The organism is Segatella copri (assembly GCF_015074785.1).
Lineage (GTDB): Bacteria > Bacteroidota > Bacteroidia > Bacteroidales > Bacteroidaceae > Prevotella.
In genome coordinates this window covers 3,730,372-3,748,629 of the sequence record NZ_CP042464.1, presented here as the reverse complement: position 1 = coordinate 3,748,629, position 18,258 = coordinate 3,730,372, and the positions used below count along the sequence as shown (strand labels likewise).

14 protein-coding genes and 1 pseudogene are annotated in these 18,258 nt (G+C 47.9%); 4 read left to right on the top strand and 11 right to left on the bottom strand.

Features of this window, described 5'->3' with window-relative positions:
• Positions 1-310 precede the first annotated feature (310 nt).
• From FO447_RS15360 to FO447_RS15345, 4 genes and pseudogenes are all read right to left on the bottom strand, one after another.
• The gene (locus tag FO447_RS15360; RefSeq protein WP_200757122.1) at positions 311-1,210 is read right to left on the bottom strand and encodes an MlaD family protein; all 900 of its coding nucleotides are present in this window, start codon (positions 1,208-1,210) and stop codon (positions 311-313) included.
• A 50-nt stretch (positions 1,211-1,260) separates the two neighbouring features.
• Positions 1,261-2,601: an N-acetylmuramoyl-L-alanine amidase family protein gene (locus FO447_RS15355; protein WP_200757120.1), complete on the bottom strand. Its 1,341-nt coding sequence runs from the start codon at positions 2,599-2,601 to the stop codon at positions 1,261-1,263.
• 55 nt (positions 2,602-2,656) lie between these two features.
• Positions 2,657-3,034, bottom strand: coding sequence for a dihydroneopterin aldolase (folB, locus tag FO447_RS15350; RefSeq protein WP_022121401.1), 378 nt, complete (start codon positions 3,032-3,034; stop codon positions 2,657-2,659).
• Between the two features lie 65 nt (positions 3,035-3,099).
• Positions 3,100-3,558: pseudogene (locus FO447_RS15345) on the bottom strand (adenosylcobalamin-dependent ribonucleoside-diphosphate reductase); the annotation flags it as partial.
• 369 nt (positions 3,559-3,927) lie between these two features.
• Between FO447_RS15345 and FO447_RS15340 the strand changes: the two are divergent.
• Positions 3,928-4,665, top strand: coding sequence for a nitroreductase family protein (locus FO447_RS15340; RefSeq protein WP_022121402.1), 738 nt, complete (start codon positions 3,928-3,930; stop codon positions 4,663-4,665).
• A 95-nt stretch (positions 4,666-4,760) separates the two neighbouring features.
• Here the strand turns inward: FO447_RS15340 and FO447_RS15335 are convergent, their stop codons facing one another.
• The 6 genes from FO447_RS15335 to FO447_RS15310 form a co-directional block, all read right to left on the bottom strand.
• Positions 4,761-6,224, bottom strand: a complete 1,464-nt coding sequence (locus FO447_RS15335; protein WP_200757118.1) for an MFS transporter — start codon at positions 6,222-6,224, stop codon at positions 4,761-4,763.
• A gap of 110 nt (positions 6,225-6,334) precedes the next feature.
• Positions 6,335-7,300 (bottom strand): 5-dehydro-4-deoxy-D-glucuronate isomerase, encoded by a 966-nt coding sequence (gene kduI / locus FO447_RS15330; RefSeq protein WP_200757116.1) that lies wholly within the window; start codon positions 7,298-7,300, stop codon positions 6,335-6,337.
• Positions 7,301-7,397: 97 nt separating this feature from the next.
• The gene (locus FO447_RS15325; RefSeq protein ID WP_200757115.1) at positions 7,398-8,768 is read right to left on the bottom strand and encodes a PTS galactitol transporter subunit IIC; all 1,371 of its coding nucleotides are present in this window, start codon (positions 8,766-8,768) and stop codon (positions 7,398-7,400) included.
• A 251-nt stretch (positions 8,769-9,019) separates the two neighbouring features.
• Entirely contained in the window at positions 9,020-11,497 is a 2,478-nt protein-coding gene (locus tag FO447_RS15320; protein WP_200757114.1) for a bifunctional UDP-N-acetylmuramoyl-tripeptide:D-alanyl-D-alanine ligase/alanine racemase, read from the bottom strand.
• Between the two features lie 27 nt (positions 11,498-11,524).
• A complete protein-coding gene (locus tag FO447_RS15315) occupies positions 11,525-12,346 on the bottom strand; it encodes a GSCFA domain-containing protein (protein ID WP_200757113.1) in 822 nt (273 codons plus the stop codon).
• A gap of 15 nt (positions 12,347-12,361) precedes the next feature.
• The gene (locus FO447_RS15310) at positions 12,362-14,869 is read right to left on the bottom strand and encodes a YfhO family protein (RefSeq protein ID WP_200757112.1); all 2,508 of its coding nucleotides are present in this window, start codon (positions 14,867-14,869) and stop codon (positions 12,362-12,364) included.
• 239 nt (positions 14,870-15,108) lie between these two features.
• On the opposite strand from FO447_RS15310, the gene FO447_RS15305 reads away from it, so the two are divergent.
• From FO447_RS15305 to FO447_RS15295, 3 genes are all read left to right on the top strand, one after another.
• On the top strand, positions 15,109-15,786 hold the full coding sequence (locus FO447_RS15305; RefSeq protein ID WP_234699026.1) for an outer membrane beta-barrel protein: 678 nt from the start codon (positions 15,109-15,111) through the stop codon (positions 15,784-15,786).
• Between the two features lie 292 nt (positions 15,787-16,078).
• On the top strand, positions 16,079-16,777 hold the full coding sequence (locus FO447_RS15300) for a 5'-methylthioadenosine/adenosylhomocysteine nucleosidase (RefSeq protein ID WP_200757108.1): 699 nt from the start codon (positions 16,079-16,081) through the stop codon (positions 16,775-16,777).
• A gap of 23 nt (positions 16,778-16,800) precedes the next feature.
• The gene (locus tag FO447_RS15295) at positions 16,801-17,286 is read left to right on the top strand and encodes an S-ribosylhomocysteine lyase (RefSeq protein ID WP_117587516.1); all 486 of its coding nucleotides are present in this window, start codon (positions 16,801-16,803) and stop codon (positions 17,284-17,286) included.
• Positions 17,287-17,306: 20 nt separating this feature from the next.
• Here the strand turns inward: FO447_RS15295 and FO447_RS15290 are convergent, their stop codons facing one another.
• Positions 17,307-18,218 carry a bile acid:sodium symporter gene (locus tag FO447_RS15290; protein WP_418323604.1) on the bottom strand — a complete coding sequence of 304 codons (912 nt, stop codon included), beginning with the start codon at positions 18,216-18,218 and terminating at the stop codon, positions 17,307-17,309.
• Between the last annotated feature and the right edge of the window lie 40 nt (positions 18,219-18,258).

Here is an 18,258-nt window from a genome sequence, read left to right as displayed (position 1 = left end):
TGATTACTAATATTATTAATACTTTAATTCACAAATGATGGGACGCACCGAAAGATGTGAAATCACGTGCAAAGTTACAAAAAAAATAGGAGAAATGCAAATCCCCTTATTTAAAACATTTTAATAGATAGTCTTTAAATTACTGAATACCAAACACTTGTCTAAAATACAAATATAGCAGACTGAAATTCAGTGAAACAATAATGTAACGTCCCCGAAACGGCTAACAAACAAACAGTTTGCGAGTCATTTCGGGGCGTGAAACATACCGAATCTTATTTAGACTAAATTTATTTAGCTCGAACTCTTTTTACTTGTCTTTTCTGCCGAAAACAGAGAAATGGACATAGCGTTTCGGATGTGCCTTCAAGTCGATAACCAGAGAGTCGGCATGACTCATGGTTGACGTCAGATTGTCGTACAGCTTGGTATCGTTCATCAGCAATCCGAGGCTGCCCTGGTTGCTGTTCAGCTTCTCAGTAAACTGATGAGCACTCTCCAAAGTCTGGTTCACCTTGTTCAAAGTGCCCTGCACATCAAGACTGGCCAGATTAGCTGTGAGACGGTTGGTATTATCCAGCACGCCATTTGCCTTTCCTATCATACCCGGAACCTGTTTGTTAAGTCCCGCCATCAGCGTATTCAACTCACGTGTAGAAACGGTGAGGTTGCTTGTGATGGTTTCCACATTATGCAGCGAAGCAGCCAGAGCCGGGTCAGCCAGCAGCGCATTCACGCTGGTAAGGATAGAATCCAGTTTTGGCAACATCTTTTCCACTACCGGAACCAGGTTGGCAGCCTTATCCATCATGCCTCCGTTTACAGCACCCGGAATGATACCACCCGGTTCTACTCTTTCGCGCGGATTGTTTGCCAGAAGCAGATTCACCTGCAGGTTACCCATCAGGTCTTTTACTATCTCGGCTTTACTGCCCTGCGGGATTCTCAAATCCTTGTTAATATCCACCTTTACTTTGATAGGACCATTCTCCTTGTAATCATATTCCAAACCATCCACGGTACCTACCTTATAACCATCCGCATAAATAGGCGTAGAGGCACCCAGTCCCTGGATGTCATCAAACGTCATATAGTAGGCGTTGTTGGTAGAGAACAGATTCATGCCTTTCAGAAAATTGATTCCGAAATACATAACCAAAATACCGACAATAGCTACAAGAGCTATCTTGATTTCTTTTGTTAGCTTCATATTTATCTCTTTATATATTCGTGCTTATATCTTATCCTTACTCAGGTCAATCAGCGGTTTCTGTTCTGTTTGAACTCACGTATAGCCTGATTCACATCATATTTCTTTCCATTCTTGAAAGCTATGATGAAAGCTTCCGGGAACTTCTCGGCAAGCGTCTTGCGCAAGCGGAAAATCTCATTATAGTTGGTAGAGGCTCCCATCGTATATTTCACCATATTGCCTTCCTGATAACTGTCATAACCGGTTTCGCCCTTGAAATGGGCATCGCCCTTGCGGAGCGTGCGGTTGCTGACAAATATCTGAAGCTTGAAGACAGGCGCATCGGCTACATTGGCTTTCTGCTGTGCCGGCTTGTTCTGAGCTACAGTTCTGTTCTGCTGGTTCTGTCTGTTCTGCTGCGTCTGTCTGCTCTGCTGAGCCGGCTTATCCTGCTGGTTCTGTCTTCTGTTCTGCTGAACCGTTTTAGCCTTTGTTGCTCTGGTTTCCACCTGCTTCACCGTTCTTCCCGGAGCAGTATCCGCCTTCTCTGCACGGCGTTCGTCCTTCTCCTGCTTCGTATCAGAAACGATCTTGGCAACCGACACCGATTCGGTATCTGCAGCACGATAAGGAACCGAGATGGATTTATCGTATTTATTGCGATATTGCGCAAAACCTTCGTAGATACCTCGGGCGATATCATCCACCCTGCTGGCATCGTTGAGCAGTCTTTCTTCATCAGCAGTGGTGATGAAACCGAGCTCTATCAGACAGCTTGGCATCGAGGTTTCTCTGAGAACCAGGAATCCAGCCTGATGTACACCCTTATCCGGACGGTTGGCACCGTTGCATACCTTTCGCTGGATATTGCGCGCCAGTTCTACGCTTCTCTCCATATTCTTACCCTGTATAAACTCGAAGATGATGTAGCTTTCAGAAGATCTTGGGTTGAAACCCTGATAGGTCTGCTGATAGCCCTTCTCCATCGAGATAACAGAGTTCTCTCGCATAGCCACATCGAGATTATCCTTGGCACGGTGCATACCGAGCGTATAGGTTTCAAAACCGCGGGCTATCTTACCGGCTGGCAGCGCATTGGTATGTACCGAGATAAACAGGTCGGCATTGGCGCGGTTAGCAATGTTGGCACGCTGTTTCAGAGGAATAAAGACATCCGTCTTACGGGTATAGATGACTCTCACATCCGGCATATTGCGCTCAACATATTTGCCAAACTGCAATGCCACAGAGAGATTGATATTCTTTTCTTTGGAAATAGCACCAAGTGCACCCGCATCATGACCGCCATGACCTGGGTCGATGACGAGCGTGAAACGGCGGTTGGCGCCTGTCGCTGTCAGCACCAACATACACAATAGGGTCAATATGAGTGTTATTTTCTTCAACATAACTTTCTGATGATTTTGCAAAATTACTACTTTTGTATCAGAAAACCTAAATCTACTATAAAGTTTTATCATTTGTTAATACAACTTCTACCCCTGCGCCGTCACAATCTGCTCCAAAAGGAGGATTAACTTTGGTAATGGCGAGTTGTATTTTCTGAATAGTCGGATATTCTGCAAAGAGTCGCTTTCCTATCCTTCCGGCTACATGTTCCAGCAGTTTGCTAGGTATCTCCATCTCCTGTTTCACGAGTTCATAGAGTTCTGCATAGTTGAGGGTTCCAGCCAGTTCATCGGTTTCCATGGCTCTGGAGAAATCATAGCTCACATCCAGATTCACCACATAATCGTTGCCCACCTGGGTTTCCTGTGGCAGAACGCCGTGATATGCATGGAAACGGACATTCTTCAAGTATATCTTACTACGGAAAAGCATAGTTTATATCAGTTCTATCTTGGGGATTAGGATTCGGAATCGCTATCATCGTAAAGTTTCATCAGGCTACCATCCTTCAGATATCTCTTCAGGGCTGTCACAACACCTTTCTTCCAGGTATTGATGTTATCTGAAGTAAGCTGGAGCTGATAAACGAGTTTGATGACATGTTCGATAGGCATACGGTAGCGCAGCACACCGGAAATCAGCTTGGCATAGTTCCAGTATTCAGGATTAAACTTCTCGCTCAATCCCTCAACCGTAATCTTATAACCTCGCTTGTTCACAAACTGGAAGTCGTATCGCTTCAATCCTCCATCCAGAATGGTCTTCACAATCTTGCCTTTGCTTACAGATTTAGGCAGCATGATACCCTCGTCCTCATCCTGTAAACCCGTAAAGATTTCGTATGGATGACCATCGAGCAGTCCTACCAGAGCCACCCATTTCTCCTTATTATTCTGGAATCGCACCACATCGCATTCCAGTTCTCGAGGTCGCACCTCCATTACTTCAGGAGAGAAAACAGGAAGATGAGTTTCCTCTGAAACAACATTGGCTATCTGATCATAGAGTTTATTCCAATCAGACTGTTCTACATGATAATTCTGATGAAGTGTTGCCAGATTAGCATTCAATTCATCTATAAGAGCCTTGGAAGCCTCTTCAAAAGTCATATTTTCAGTATATTTCATATCAAACGTTTCATATTTAGGTGCAAAATTAAACTTTTATTTCTAAAATCTGAAACGTTTTGGCATATATTTCACTAAAAAAGCGAAAGAAAGACAACTTTTTGGGAAACTTTCACTAACTTTGCAGCAAAATAGGGTTCTGAAATGGAACAGAACTCCTATATATATAATAAGGTATAATGATAAAATAAAAAAGATATGGAATCAATTAAGAACAGAACAAGCATCAGAAAATATGCAGAGAAGGAAGTATCTGAAGAACTCCTGAACCGCCTTTTGGAAGAGGCAGAGCGCACCCCGACAATGGGAAACCTGCAGCTTTACAGCGTTGTGGTAACAAGAAGTGAAGAAGGAAAGAAGGCACTGGCGCCAGCCCACTTCAACCAGCCGATGGTAACAGAAGCCCCTGTCGTCCTCACCATCTGTGCCGATTATCGCCGCACAACCCTCTGGGCAGAGAACCGCAAGGGAACCCCGGGCTATGACAACATTCTCTCTTTTATGAATGCAGCTACCGATGCCCTTCTCTTTACCCAGACCTTCACCAATCTGGCAGAAGAGGCTGGCTTGGGTACTTGCTTCCTGGGAACTACGGTTTATATGCCAAAGATGATCATCGACACCCTGAAACTCCCTAAGCTTGTAATGCCAGTAGCCACATTGACCATCGGATGGCCGGCAGAACATCCAGCCCTGAGCGACCGTCTCCCTCTGCGCAGCATCATCCACCACGAGCATTTCGAGGATTATACCCCAGAGAAGATTGACGATTTCTATGCAGAGAAGGAAGCTCTGGAAGAAAACAAGGAGTTCGTTCGCATCAACAACGTAGAGACCCTAGCCCAGGTTTTTACCGACATCCGATACACAAAGAAGGATTGCGAGGCGATGAGCGTTGGGTTTATCGAAGCCCTCAAGCAACAAGGATTTATTTAAAAGTAAAAAGGTAAAAAGGTAAAAAAGCCTAGCGGAATGTTAACCAGCGAGGTGCCCTTTTTACCTTTTTACCTTTTTACTTTTTTACCTTTTCATTATTCTACAACGATTGGCTTGTACTTAGGAACCAATGCCTTCATGATGCACCAGCCTACGAGGTAAGCAACACTACAGATGCAGAATACAATCATGTAGGCACCTGGCTTGCCATCGAAGCCCATGAAACTGAAGGCAGAACCCTGACCCTCTGCATAGGTGAAGAGCATACCGGAGCCCTTGTTAATCAGGAAGGAACCGATACCACCTGCCATTGCACCAATACCGGTGATGGTAGCTACAGTTGACTTAGGGAACATATCACCGATGGTAGAATAGAGGTTAGCAGACCAAGCCTGATGACCTGCACCGAGCAAACCGATGATGATAGCTGGCCACCATGCACTGTACGCACCCATAGGCTGGGCTATCAGACCGAGCAATGGGAAGCAAGCGAATATCAACATCGCACGCATTCTACCGATATATGGATTCATACCCTTCTTGTCTACAAAGTAGGTTGGCAAGTAACCACCACCAATACTCAATACGGTTACAATAGCATAGAGAGTGAAGATGAGGGCGATACCCATACCAGAATCTGAAGAATAACCATACTGGTCAGAGAAATAAGCTGGTGCCCAGAAAAGGAAGAACCACCAAACACCATCAGTCATCAACTTACCTACGATGAATGACCAGGTCTGACGGTAGCTGAAGCACTTCAGGAAGCCGATAGTTTTCTCCTCAGCGGCAGTTTCTGTCTCTTTCTCAGCCTCAACCTTTTCGAGGTCCTCATCCTGCTCAATATAAGTAAGCTCAGCCTTGTTTACATGCTTGCTCTCAGATGGTTTGTCATAGAGCCATACCCAGAGGCCCATCCATATATAACCGAGCACACCGATGATGATGAAAGCCCACTCCCAGCCCATGCTGCGAGCCAACAATGGAATGGTAGCTGGAGCTGCCAAAGCACCTACAGAAGCACCACTATTGAAGATAGCGGTAGAGAAAGCACGGTCTTTCTTAGGGAAATACTCTGCTGTTACCTTGATGGCTGCAGGGAAGTTACCAGCCTCACCCACAGCAAGAATCAAACGGCAAGAGAGGAACAGCCATACACTGATTGTAGCAATCGCTACGGCTGCATCACTACCAGCCTGCACAATGCGAAGCGCCTCGATAGAATCATATCCTTCCATCTGCATAGCTACCCAACCGCAACCGGCGTGCATCACAGCACCTGTTGACCATACGAAGATAGCGATGAGATAACCTTTCTTGGTGCCCATCCAGTCAACGAACTTACCTGCGAAGAGGTTGGCGATGGCATAGAAGATTGAGAAAAGACCGGTGATGGTACCATAGTGATCATCTGTCCAGTGGAATTCTGGAGCAATAAAGTCTTTCCATGTTAAAGAGAGAACCTGACGGTCCATGTAATTGACTGTGGTTGCGATGAAGAGCAGCGCACAGATTACCCAACGGAAGTTGGACATTTTGCTTGTTGTAATAGGACTCATTTTACAAAAAGTTTTTAAGCGTTATACTTATTTTTATTTTAGATTACTATTTGGACGGCAAAGCCTGGCTCATATTAATCATGAACCAGGTTGCCATATCATGTATCTTATTATTCCAATGTAGGAATCTTCACTACCTGCATATCGTTGTAGATCAGATTCTCACCTGCCATACCCCAGATAAAGGTATAGTTGCTGGTACCTGCTGCACAGTGGATAGACCACTCTGGAGAAATCACAGCCTGCTCGTTGTTCAACCAGATAGGACGTGTCTCCTGTGGTTCACCCATTACGTGGAGAATCTTCTGACCCTCTGGTACATTATAATAAAGGTAAGTCTCCATACGGCGGAGATGAGTATGAGCTGGCATAGTGTTCCATACAGAACCCTCCTTCAACTCAGTAACACCCATCTGCAACTGGCAGGTACGAACACCGGCTACACCATCGATAATCAACTGGTGGATTACGCGGTCGTTGCTCTCCTTCAGGCTACCAGCCTTGATGTTGTTGGCATCTTTCAGGGTAACCTTCTTGGTAGGATATGTCTGATGAGCGCAAGCACTGTTCATATAGAACTTAGCTGGCTTAGCTGCATTCTTGCTGCTTACCTCGATGTTCTTGGCACCACGACCTACATAGAGAGCCTCCTGGAAACCGAGTGTATACTTCTTGCCGTCAACGGTAACAGTACCCTCGCCACCGATGTTGATGATACCCAACTCGCGGTTGTCGAGCAGATTCTTCTGATCGTTTGGCTTGTCTGTATAGAGAGGAGCGATAGAAGTCAGCTTCAGAGGAGCGGTTGTTGGCTCAGCACCACCGATGAGGAAGCGGTCGAACATGGTGTATGTCCAGTTTACCTCGCCTGGAGCAAACACCTTCTCGATAGCGAATTCACCGCGAAGGCGATCTGTTGTATAGTGCTTTGCATCCATCGGATTGCTTGCATAACGAACGTTGTAGTTAGTGTAGGTATTTTCTGCCTTCACTTCATAACCACATTTTCCACACTGGCCAAAAGCCTGACTTGCTGTTAATACCATTGCTGCTAATATTAATGTTAATTTCTTCATATATCTTGTTTATTATTGATATTTTATCTTTAGGGGACCAGCGATGGAATCGCTGGGAACGGGGGCGCAAAGAGGGAGGAAGGGGTTAAGGCTCTTTTTACCCTTTTACCTTTTTACTTTTTTCCTCCTTCACGATGCGCTGACGGTTGATAACCATCATGGCTACCGTGATGACTGCAAGAACACCCATACCTACGTATGAAAGCTTCACACCGCGATAGATAACCCATCCGAAGAGAGAGGATGCGAAATCGAGTGCACCGCCTGAGAATCCGTCAGGGATATGAGCGGCATTATCGCCTGTAGCTGCATAAACCTGGTTGGCTGCCAGCGTAAAGTCGGGTGCCATATCGGTAACGAAGTAGAGACCGATGACGAGAGTTACCAGACCGATGATAAGCGTCTTCACCACATTACCTCTTGTAAACGGCAGAATTATTGGGAAGAGGTAGAACATACCTGCCAACGATGCCAAAGGCAAGAACTGGTTGCCTGGCAGGAAGACTGCGATAGCCAGGATAACCGGAATCAGAATCACAGATGCTACCAGAGTAGTAGGATGGCCGATAACCAGGGCAGGACTCATACCGATATGAACCTTCTTGCCGTTAAACTTGGTCTTCACCAACTCCTGTGTCTTCTCTGAGATAGGCTTCAAACCATCGATAAACAGGGCTGTAATACGAGGAATCAACTCCATCACGGCTCCCATCGTTACACCCAGGAAGAGAATCTTCTTGATATCGAGCTGGGCTGCCCAACCTATCAGGGCACCTACGATAACGCCGAGTACCAGTGGCTCGCCGAGCACACCAAACTTCTTCTTCAGTCCCTCTGCATCAATATCGAGCTTAGAGAAGCCCGGAATCATATCGAAGAGTTTATTGAAAACGATTGCGAATGGCATGAAACTCTGGCAGAATGGCTGCGGAATTGAGATACCATCCAAATCATAATATTTCTGGAATCTGTCGGCTGTCAGGTCTGCACAAACCAGCGTGTTGATGTAGCAGACGATGGCTGCGAAATAGCCCCAGAGCAAACTCTGGCCCATCACGAAGTAAGCCACCGCACCGATAAAGGCGAAGTGCCAGTAGTTCCAGAGGTCGATATTCACTGTACGTGTTGTCTTAGTAATCAACATCAAGAAGTTGACACCCAGACATATTGGGATAATCAATGCGCCCACTGCTGTATTGTAAGCTACAGCTGCAGCTGCAGGCCATCCCATGTCAAAAACGTTTAACTGTAGGTGGTAGATGTCAGAAATAGCCTTCAATGGGTCGTTGAAGTTGGTAGTCAGCAATGCTGTTACCACGCCCAAGCCTACGAAACCCACGCCTACGAAGAGTCCCGACTTCAGAGCCTTTCCGAATTTCATGCCAATACACAGACCGATGACCGTGAAGATGATAGGCATCATCACGCTCGCACCGAGACTGATAATATAGCTAAATACTTGTTCCATTTTAATTTGTAGTATTGTTTAATTGTTAGAAAATACACGACAAAGAGCACCCTCTTTTGTCTTTTAATGATTTGTTGTGTGCAAAGATACACTTTTTTCTTCAATTACAATACGTTTTGATGGAAAAATTTACGCAAAAAAAAATCCTATCAGAACATTTCTGATAGGATTTCTCTATTTTTATACGTTTTTAAATGATTTTTACCGAATCGGTCTTCGTTCTTCCCTCTTCGTTCTTCCCTCTTCACTTCCTAGTCCTGGAAGTAAACTCTCTTCACACGGTTGCTGATGGTGGTCAGCACCTCGTAAGGGATGGTCTCGAGGATATCGCTCAGAGTCTGGACAGGCAGATGCTCGCCGAAGATTTCTACCGAATCTCCTTCCTTGCAAGGGATGTCGGTCACGTCTATCATAGCCACATCCATACAGATGTTGCCCACATAATCTGCCTTCTGACCGTTCACCAGACAGTAGGCATGACGGTTGCCCAGACGGCGGTTCAGTCCGTCAGCATACCCGATAGGGATGGCTGCGATGACGCTGTCTCTGTCGAGAATGGTCTTGCGGCTGTAGCCCACACTGTCACCTGCCTTCACGTTGTGCATCTGCAGAATGGTTGTCTTCAGGGTGCTCACGCAGTTGATGGTCTTGTTGTTGCGCGAATTGATGCCATAGAGTCCGAGTCCCAGACGGCACATATCCAGCTGGCGCTCCGGGAAGTGCTCGATACCTGCCGAATTGCAGATATGGCGCAAAATCTTATGGTCGAAGGCTGCCTGCAACTGCTTGCTGCCCTTGTCGAAGAGTTCAAACTGATGAGCTGAGAAATCATCGAAGCTGTCGTCATCGCTACCCACGAAGTGAGAGAACACAGAACGTGGGATGATGGCATTCTGGTGCTTCAGCTTGCCGATGAGTTCCTCCATATCGTTCTCAGGGTCGAAGCCCATGCGGTGCATGCCGGTATCCAGCTTGATATGGACAGGGAAACCGGTTACTCCCTCTTTCTCAGCTGCCTTGATGAGCGCATCGAGCAGACGGAAAGAGTAAACCTCCGGCTCCAGGTCGTAATCGAACATGGTCTTGAAGGCGGTCATCTCCGGATTCATGATCATGATGTTGCTGGTGATGCCGTTCTTGCGCAGCGTAACGCCCTCATCGGCTACAGCCACAGCCAGATAGTCTACACGATGATCCTGCAGGGTCTTGGCTATCTCCACGGCACCTGCACCGTAGCCGTCTGCCTTGATCATGCATACCAGCTTGGTTTCCGGCTTCATAAACGCACGGTAGTAGTTCAGATTGGCTACCACGGCATTCAGGTTCACCTCCAGCGTAGTCTCGTGTACCTTCTGTACCAGCAGTTCGGTGAGCTGGTCAAAGCCAAACTGGCGGGCGCCCTTCAGCAGAATCACCTCATCGCGCAGGGAAGCAAACACCTCGCTGGCGATGAATTCCTCTACATTCGGGAAGAAGAACTTCTCTGAAATCTGAATCTCATCGTGCTGCTTGCAGAGCTCAGGACCGATACCGATGAACTTTACCACGCCACGTTTACGGGCTAAATCGCTCACCTCTTTATATAAAGCCTCCGGTTCCTGACCGCTCTGGTAGATGTCGCTCAATATCAGTGTATGGCGACGACCGCGATGGTCTGGACGGCGGTTCATGAAGTCGAGGGCGATATCAAGCGAGTTGATATCACTGTTGTAGCTGTCGTTGATCAGCGTACATCCGTGCTGTCCAACCTTCACCTCCAGTCTCATTGCCACAGGTTCGAGCTGTGCCATGCGCTTGTCGATATCTTCAGCCGAAAGACCGAGTTTCGATGCCACGACAGCAGAGATGATGGCATTCTGTACAGATGCATCGTCGATGAACGGGATAGAGAAACTGTCTTCCTCACCTTTATATATATAGGTAATCACGCTCACGCTCTGCTGCTTCTCGATGTTCTTCACATAGAAAGGAGCCTCCGCATTCTTGAGCGACCAGAAGAGTTTCTCGCCTTTATAGTCGGGATATTCGGCTATCACCTTGTTGATAACCTCGTCATCGCCATCATAGATTACGGTCTCTGCATCATGGAAGAGGATGAGTTTCTCCCGGCATTTCTCCTCCATGGAAGAGAAGTTCTCCTGATGCGCAGCACCCAGATTGGTCAGTACGGCGATGGTTGGCTGGATGATGTCACGCAGGGCAAGCATTTCGCCAGGCATACTGATACCTGCCTCGAAAACGCCCACCTGGGTCTGCTCGTTCATCAGCCATACCGACAATGGCACACCTATCTGAGAGTTGTAACTGCGCGGACTGCGGGTAACAAACATGCTTGGCGAGAGCAGCTGGTAGAGCCACTCCTTGACCATGGTCTTGCCGTTTGAACCCGTGATGCCTACGATAGGGATGTTGAACTCGTCACGATGGCGCTCAGCCAGACGCTGGAGAGCCTCGAGCGTGTTTACTACCTTCAGGAAGTTGGCTCCCGGATAATCAGAAGCATAGCCCTTAGGCACATTCGTTACAACAAAGTTTTTCACACCTCTGCGATACAGCTCAGGGATGTAGTTATGACCATCATTGCGCTCCGACTTGAGCGCAAAGAACAGAGTTTCCTCTGGGAAACAAAGTGAACGACTATCGGTCAGGATAAAACCGATGTTGGTATCATTGTCTCCATAGCGACGCGCACCTATCAGTGTGGTTACCTTTTCAATAGTATATGTCATTGTCTTGTTATTTAAATATTCTTTATTTTATAAGAGATGATATTTCTCCTCAAATTGTCTTTTCTTCTCTTCCGTCCTGGCGATGAACTTCTGATGTTCCTCGCTCTCGGGATGGAAGGGCTTGTGGCCGAGTGCTTCGCGGATAGGCCTCCAGTCTTCCAGAAACTGCTCCGCTGCCTTGCCGAAGTAAGTTGCCCGGAACCGCTCCCAGATATATTCCACAGCCTGTTCGCTCGGGTGCAGCATGTCTTCCTTGTAGAAGCGGTAGTCACGGAGTTCATCGTTCATGATCTCGTAAGCCGGGAAATAGCTCACCACTCCGGGATTCTCCTTCACCAGCTTATCGGCTGCCAGCAGGAGCGTAGCCTTCGAAAGCTGACTCCCGGGATAGCCGTATTTGGCATAGCGGATAGGACTTACCGTGATGATGACCTTCAGCGAGCCTTCACTGCCATCAGATGCTGCGGTCTGCGATTTCAGCAGATTGATAGCCTTCTGCAGATAGCCGGCACATTCGTCCACGCTCAGTTCCCGCTCTTCGAAGAGGCGCTGCGGGCGCTTCTGGCAGTTGTCCACTATCTCGCCTGTCTCCTTCAGGATATACACATGGTTGGTACCCAGCGTAAAGACAGCCACACGGGGACGGACCTCGGAACATTTCTCTACCGTATGGAGAATGCTTGCCGGATTATACATCACCCCGAAGGGATTCACCGTAGCCCGGAAGCGGTTCTCCACAAACCGCCTACCCAGATTGTCGGCAAAGCAACTGCCCACAAAGAGCATCCGCTCTGCCGCCCCTATCTCGAAGTCGGCCTTCGGAATATCTATTTCTGTGCGAAACAGCATAAGTCTTTCTCCTTTTTATTCATTCACTTCCGGAGAAGCCTTCTTGCGTTTTCTCACCTCAACCACTACACCTATTATAATAAGGAGAGCCAGAACGCCATAACCGATGTAAGCCACCGTCTCGGTATTCTTGAGCGACTGAGGATGGAAATCGAGAACCACTTTGTGGTTACCAGCCTTCACGTTCAGCGCACGCAGAATATAGTTCACTCTGCCCAGCTCAGCCGGCTGTCCATCAACCATAGCCGTCCAGCCCGGATAGTAAATCTCAGAGAATACGATCACGCCGCCCTTGCTCGACTTCACCTCGTAAGTCAGGTTGTTCGGCTTATACTGCGTCATCTTCACCACCGAAGTATCATCCTGCTTCACGCTCTGCGCCAGCTGTTCCTTAAACTTGGCATCAGCCACAGCCACATGTCGGAGGTTCACCTTGCCCACACCATCGATTTCCTCGTTGGCATTGTTCACATACTTCACCTCGTCTACGAACCATGCATTGCCGTAGGCATACGGATTCTGAACCGGAACGGTCTGTCCGCCCTGCAGCGGCATGATGAAGTATTTGGTGTTCAGCATGTTCAATACCGGATAGATACTGTCGCCGTTCACCTTGGTCATATCGCCGCCCGCAGCAGCTACCGCCTGCATCGTCTTCTGCATTTCAGGAGCGATGTGAGCATCAATCATCTCCTGGTAGCGACGGAGCTTGGCTGGATGATAACCGCCGATGCTCTTGTGGTAGTAAGAGGTCTCGTTCTCATTGAATGTATTCGATGCCAGATTCAGCACACGGTAGTCGAGTGCCTTGTCACGGCAGATAATCTTGTCGGTCTCGGTCATCTGCTGCGGTGTATCGCGCTGCGCCTTGTCTACGAACATATCATCGTAGAGATAGCGCTTGTTCACCATCCACATATCCACCAGACAGAGCACAGCGATACCGGCAATCATATATTCCTTGCCCAGCTTCTTCATCTTGAAGAGCATCAGCAGTGCCGAACCGATGAGGATGATCCAGAACGAACGCCAGCAGTCGGATGTGAAGATGCCCTTGCGGATATCCGTCAGATTGCTCATGATTGGAGAGATATACTCCTGAGGCAACTGCTGCAGCGCCTGTGTCTCCTGTACCGATACGAAATCTGGGAAGAATACGCCCGGCATGATGGCAAAGAGCAGACAGAAGCCTGCTGTCAGACCAAAGCTGGCATATACATATTTTATCTTCTCTGTCAGAATCTCCGGCTCATCTACAATCTTCTTCAGCGCCATCATCGCCAGGAGCGGGATGGTGAATTCTGCGATAACCAGGATAGATGCCACCGTTCGGAACTTGGCATACATCGGCACATAATCGAGGAAGAAATTGGTAAACGGCATGAAGTTTCTACCCCAGGCGAGCAGGATGCTCAGAATGGTGGCAGCGAACAGCGCCCACTTCATCGGCCCCTTCACGATAAACAGACCGAGGATAAAGAGCATGCAGACGAAAGCGCCTACATATACCGGTCCGCTCGTTCCCGGCTGGTTGCCCCAGTACTGTCCCAGCTGCTGGTAAATCTGCACAAAGTTAGGATCTGCCTTCTCCATAGCCTGCTGGTTCTGCGCCAGCGGCACGGAGGCACCGCCCTTGGCATCCGGAATCATCAGCGTCCAGGTTTCGTCGATACCGTAGCTCCACTGTGTGATATAGTCTCTATCCAGACCGCTGCTGGTCTGGTTAGCCGCATTTTTCTTTACAAGTTCACTCTTTCCACGCATGGTTTCCTGACCATACTGCCAGGTATGATAAAGGTTCGAGAGGTTGAGCGAGATACCGATGAGGGCACCCACCACGCATACCGCCGTAGCCTTTCCGAAACGTGCGAGTTCACCTTTCTTGATGGCATCTACCAGGAAGGCAATCACCATGAAGAGGATGATAAAGAGGTAGTAATAAGTCATCTGCACGTGGTTAGCCTGCACCTCGAAAGCCGAGAAGATGGCAGTAAGGAGCAGTCCCTTGAGATACTTGCCCCGATAGGCAAGCACCACGCCCGCAATCATCGGCGGCAGATAAGCCAGCGCCCATACCTTCCAGATATGTCCGGCAGCGATGATGATGAAAAAGTAGGACGAGAATGCCCAGATGATACTTCCCAGCGCCGCCAGCGACTGTCTGAAGTTGAAGGCACGCAGCATGATATAGAAGCCCAGGAGGTATACAAAGACATACCAAACATAGTCTGGCAACCACAGATGATATGCCTTCACAATCTGGCTGAGCACCTGATTACTGTCATACGAAGGCGACATCTGATAGGTAGGCATACCGCCAAACACCGAGTTCGTCCATCGTGTAGTCTCTCCCGTCTGCTGCTGGAAGAGTTCCTTTTCGTGTCCCAGTCCCTTTCCTGCCGCTGCATCATGACGGAAGAGGATTCGTCCGTCCATATCGGCAGGCATAAAGTAGACGAAGGAGATGATTGCAAATGCAATAACTACCAGAATATCCAGTAGATACTTCTTCAAAAATTTCATATTTCTATATAAACGTTTATAATTTGAAGGCAAAGATAGCACAAATTGGAGACAAAACAAAAAAATATAGCAAAAATTTATATTTTTTTTGTTGAGAAAGTTGTATTAGGTCAGAAATAGGGGTTCCCCTCTATCATTTAGGGAAACGCTCGCTGCCGTTTCGTTTTTTATCCCTACCTTTGCACCGTAAAACAAGTTTCTTCAAACAGAATATATTAATGTATAAAAGAATAAGAATTATGAAAAGATTAGCATTCATCATGATGGCATTGCTTCTGGCTCTGATGCCGGCAACAGCACAGAATTATCGTGACAGCAGATATTATAACAAGCAGACGGGGCATCTCGACTACCGTTACAACCACAACTACGGCAGCCCATATTACGGATTCCGCATCGGTCCTGCCTTCACCTTTGTCAATTCCGACGATTCCCGTCTGGATGGTGGCGACTGGCAGACCGGACTGAATGTGGGCGTAGTAGCCGGCATCCCATTGACCGACAGCGCCCCACTCTATCTCGAGACCGGACTTTCATATATAGAGAAAGGTGGCAAGAAGGAACTTCCTGAAGGCAAGAAGATGACCTACGATCTCAATTATCTTGAGATTCCAGCCGTACTGAAGTACAAGTACGAAGTAGACGACCACTTCTCCATCCAGCCTCAGGTAGGCGGCTATTTTGCCGTTGGTGTAGGAGGCAAGATCAAGAACTTTGCCGAGCGTGAAGCAGAGAGTTCGTTCAAGGATGCAAACTTCCGCCGCCTTGATGGTGGTATCCGCATCGGCTGCGGCATCGGCTACGACATGTTCTATGCCGATCTCACCTACGACATCGGTCTTGCCAACATCTGCCACGACAGTTTCGACAAATCGCGCAATGGAGCCCTCCAGCTCAATTTCGGAGTTAACTTCTAGAAACTTTTAAAGGTAAAAAGGTAAAAAAGTAAAAAGGTAAAAAGAGCCTACCCCCGTTCGTCCCCGTTCCCAGCGATTCCATCGCTGGTCCCCCGTAATGTTAAAAGCCCCTGATGTAAGAACACACCAGGGGCTATATAAATTTACGAGGGAATGGGGTTATAAAGGGTTAAGGCTCTTTTTACTTTTTTACCTTTTTACCTTTAAAAGCCTTTTTCCTTAAAAACTCCTTAAACTTTGCTACTCTCTGCAATATTTTTAGTAACTTTGCACCCAAAAGTTAGTATACAATATGAAAATAGGAATTATCGTTGCGATGGACAAGGAGTTTGCGCAACTCAAAACATTATTGACCGAATCGCAGGTTGAGAGAAAAAACTATAAGGACTTCGTTATCGGAAAGATAGGCAATAACGAGGTGGTGATGCAACAATGCGGCATCGGTAAGGTGAACAGTACCATAGGTGCCGTAGAAATGATTGACAACTATCACCCAGACCTTGTTATCTCTTCAGGCGTGGCTGGAGGCGCTGATATCAACCTCAACGTGACTGAGGTGGTGGTGGCAACCAACTGCGTTTACCACGATGCCTACTGCGGCGAGGAATGCGAATTCGGACAGATTCTAGGCATGCCTGCTTTCTTCAAAACACCTAAGGAATATGTGGAGAAGGCACTCGCCATCAACAACCTGCCGGGCAACAGGCACCCGAAGATCCACGCCGGACAGATTGTGAGCGGCGAATGGTTTGTAGACTACAAGGAGAAGATGCGCTCTATCCTGGAACACTTCCCTCAGGCGATGGCGGTGGATATGGAGAGCTGCTCTATCGCCCAGACCTGCCACATCTACAAGACGCCTTTCATCTCCTTCCGCATCATCAGCGATGTACCGCTGAAAGATACCAAGGCACAGCAGTATTTCGACTTCTGGGCTAAAATGGCTGAAGGCTCTTTCAATGTTACCAAGGCTTTCCTCGAAAGTCTGTAAACTGTAAATTATTAATTATCAAGATGAATAAGATTCCAAGTTTTACAATCAATCACAATAAGCTGCTCCGCGGCATCTACGTGAGCCGTAAGGACGAAGTAGGCGGAGAAGTCATCACAACATTTGATATCCGCATGAAGGTGCCTAACCAGGAGCCTTGTCTGCACAACGGTGCCATCCATACCATCGAACACCTGGCTGCCACCTATCTGCGCAACGACGAGGAGTGGAAGGACCGCATCATCTACTGGGGACCGATGGGATGCCTCACGGGCAACTATCTCCTTATCAAGGGCGACCTGGAGAGCAAGGACATCGTGGAACTGATGAAGCGCACCTTTAAGTTTATCGCCGATTTCGAGGGCGAGATTCCGGGACAGGCGGCAAAGGACTGCGGCAACTACCTGCTCCACGACCTGCCTATGGCGAAATATGAAGCCAGAAAATATCTGGATGAGGTGCTCTGCTGCATCAGGGAAGAAAACCTCATCTACCCTACCCAGGATTAGAAACAAAAAATATGGCAAGCTTACCACTTAAGCTTGCCATATTTTTCTTTATACCAAAGTTGCCAGCCATTGACCAGATTCTGCCATACTACATAGGCACCCGGTGCTACGGCAGCAAGAGGATTCAGGAAGGTGAGGGTGAGCCAGATGCCCACTACCGTATTCTTCTGTCCCAACGCCTGACCGGCACTGATACTCGCACCGAAATGCCTGCCTACCGCCTTGCCGATGGCAAACTGGAGGAGACATACCAGCAGCGGTACAAAGAGCAGCAGAAGCATCGTTACGCCCGATACCTCGGCATGGAGCATGTTGCGAACCGTTTCGCCCATCAGTATCGTGAGGTTGAAACACCACATATAAAAGCCTAAATCCTTTACATTCTTCACCTTATCCACCCATTTTGGCAGGAACCTGCGGCTCAGCAAGGCAAGCAGCAGAGGCACCACCAGCACGGTAGTGACATTGCGGAACACCATCGCACTCATCATGAGGAACGATACGTCTGCCCCTTTCTCTACCATCGGGAAAAGACTCGGAATGATGACCATCGTAAAAATGTTGGCGATGACCGTATAAGTGGTCAGCGAACCGATACTGCCGCCCAACTTCTCCGTAACCACAGCCACGGCGGCTGCCGTAGGACAGATGAAGCAGATGAAGGCACCCTCGAGAATCAGTTTGGTGCTGTAATCGGAGCCGAACTCAAAGATAAGCACCACCATCATCAATGACAGCGAGGTACGGATGAGCTGGAGGATGAAATGCCACGCCTTAGGCTTCATCTCCTTGATTTCTATCTTACAGAAAGTAACATAGAGCAGGGAGAACAGCACTACCGGCATCAGACTTACCAACCTCGGACCACAATAATCGCCAATGGGCACCAGGAAGGGCACATTGGCGAATATCAGGTAGCCCAATGCTCCCATAACCAGGGAGCAGGGCAATGAAAATTTTCTAAAAAATCTC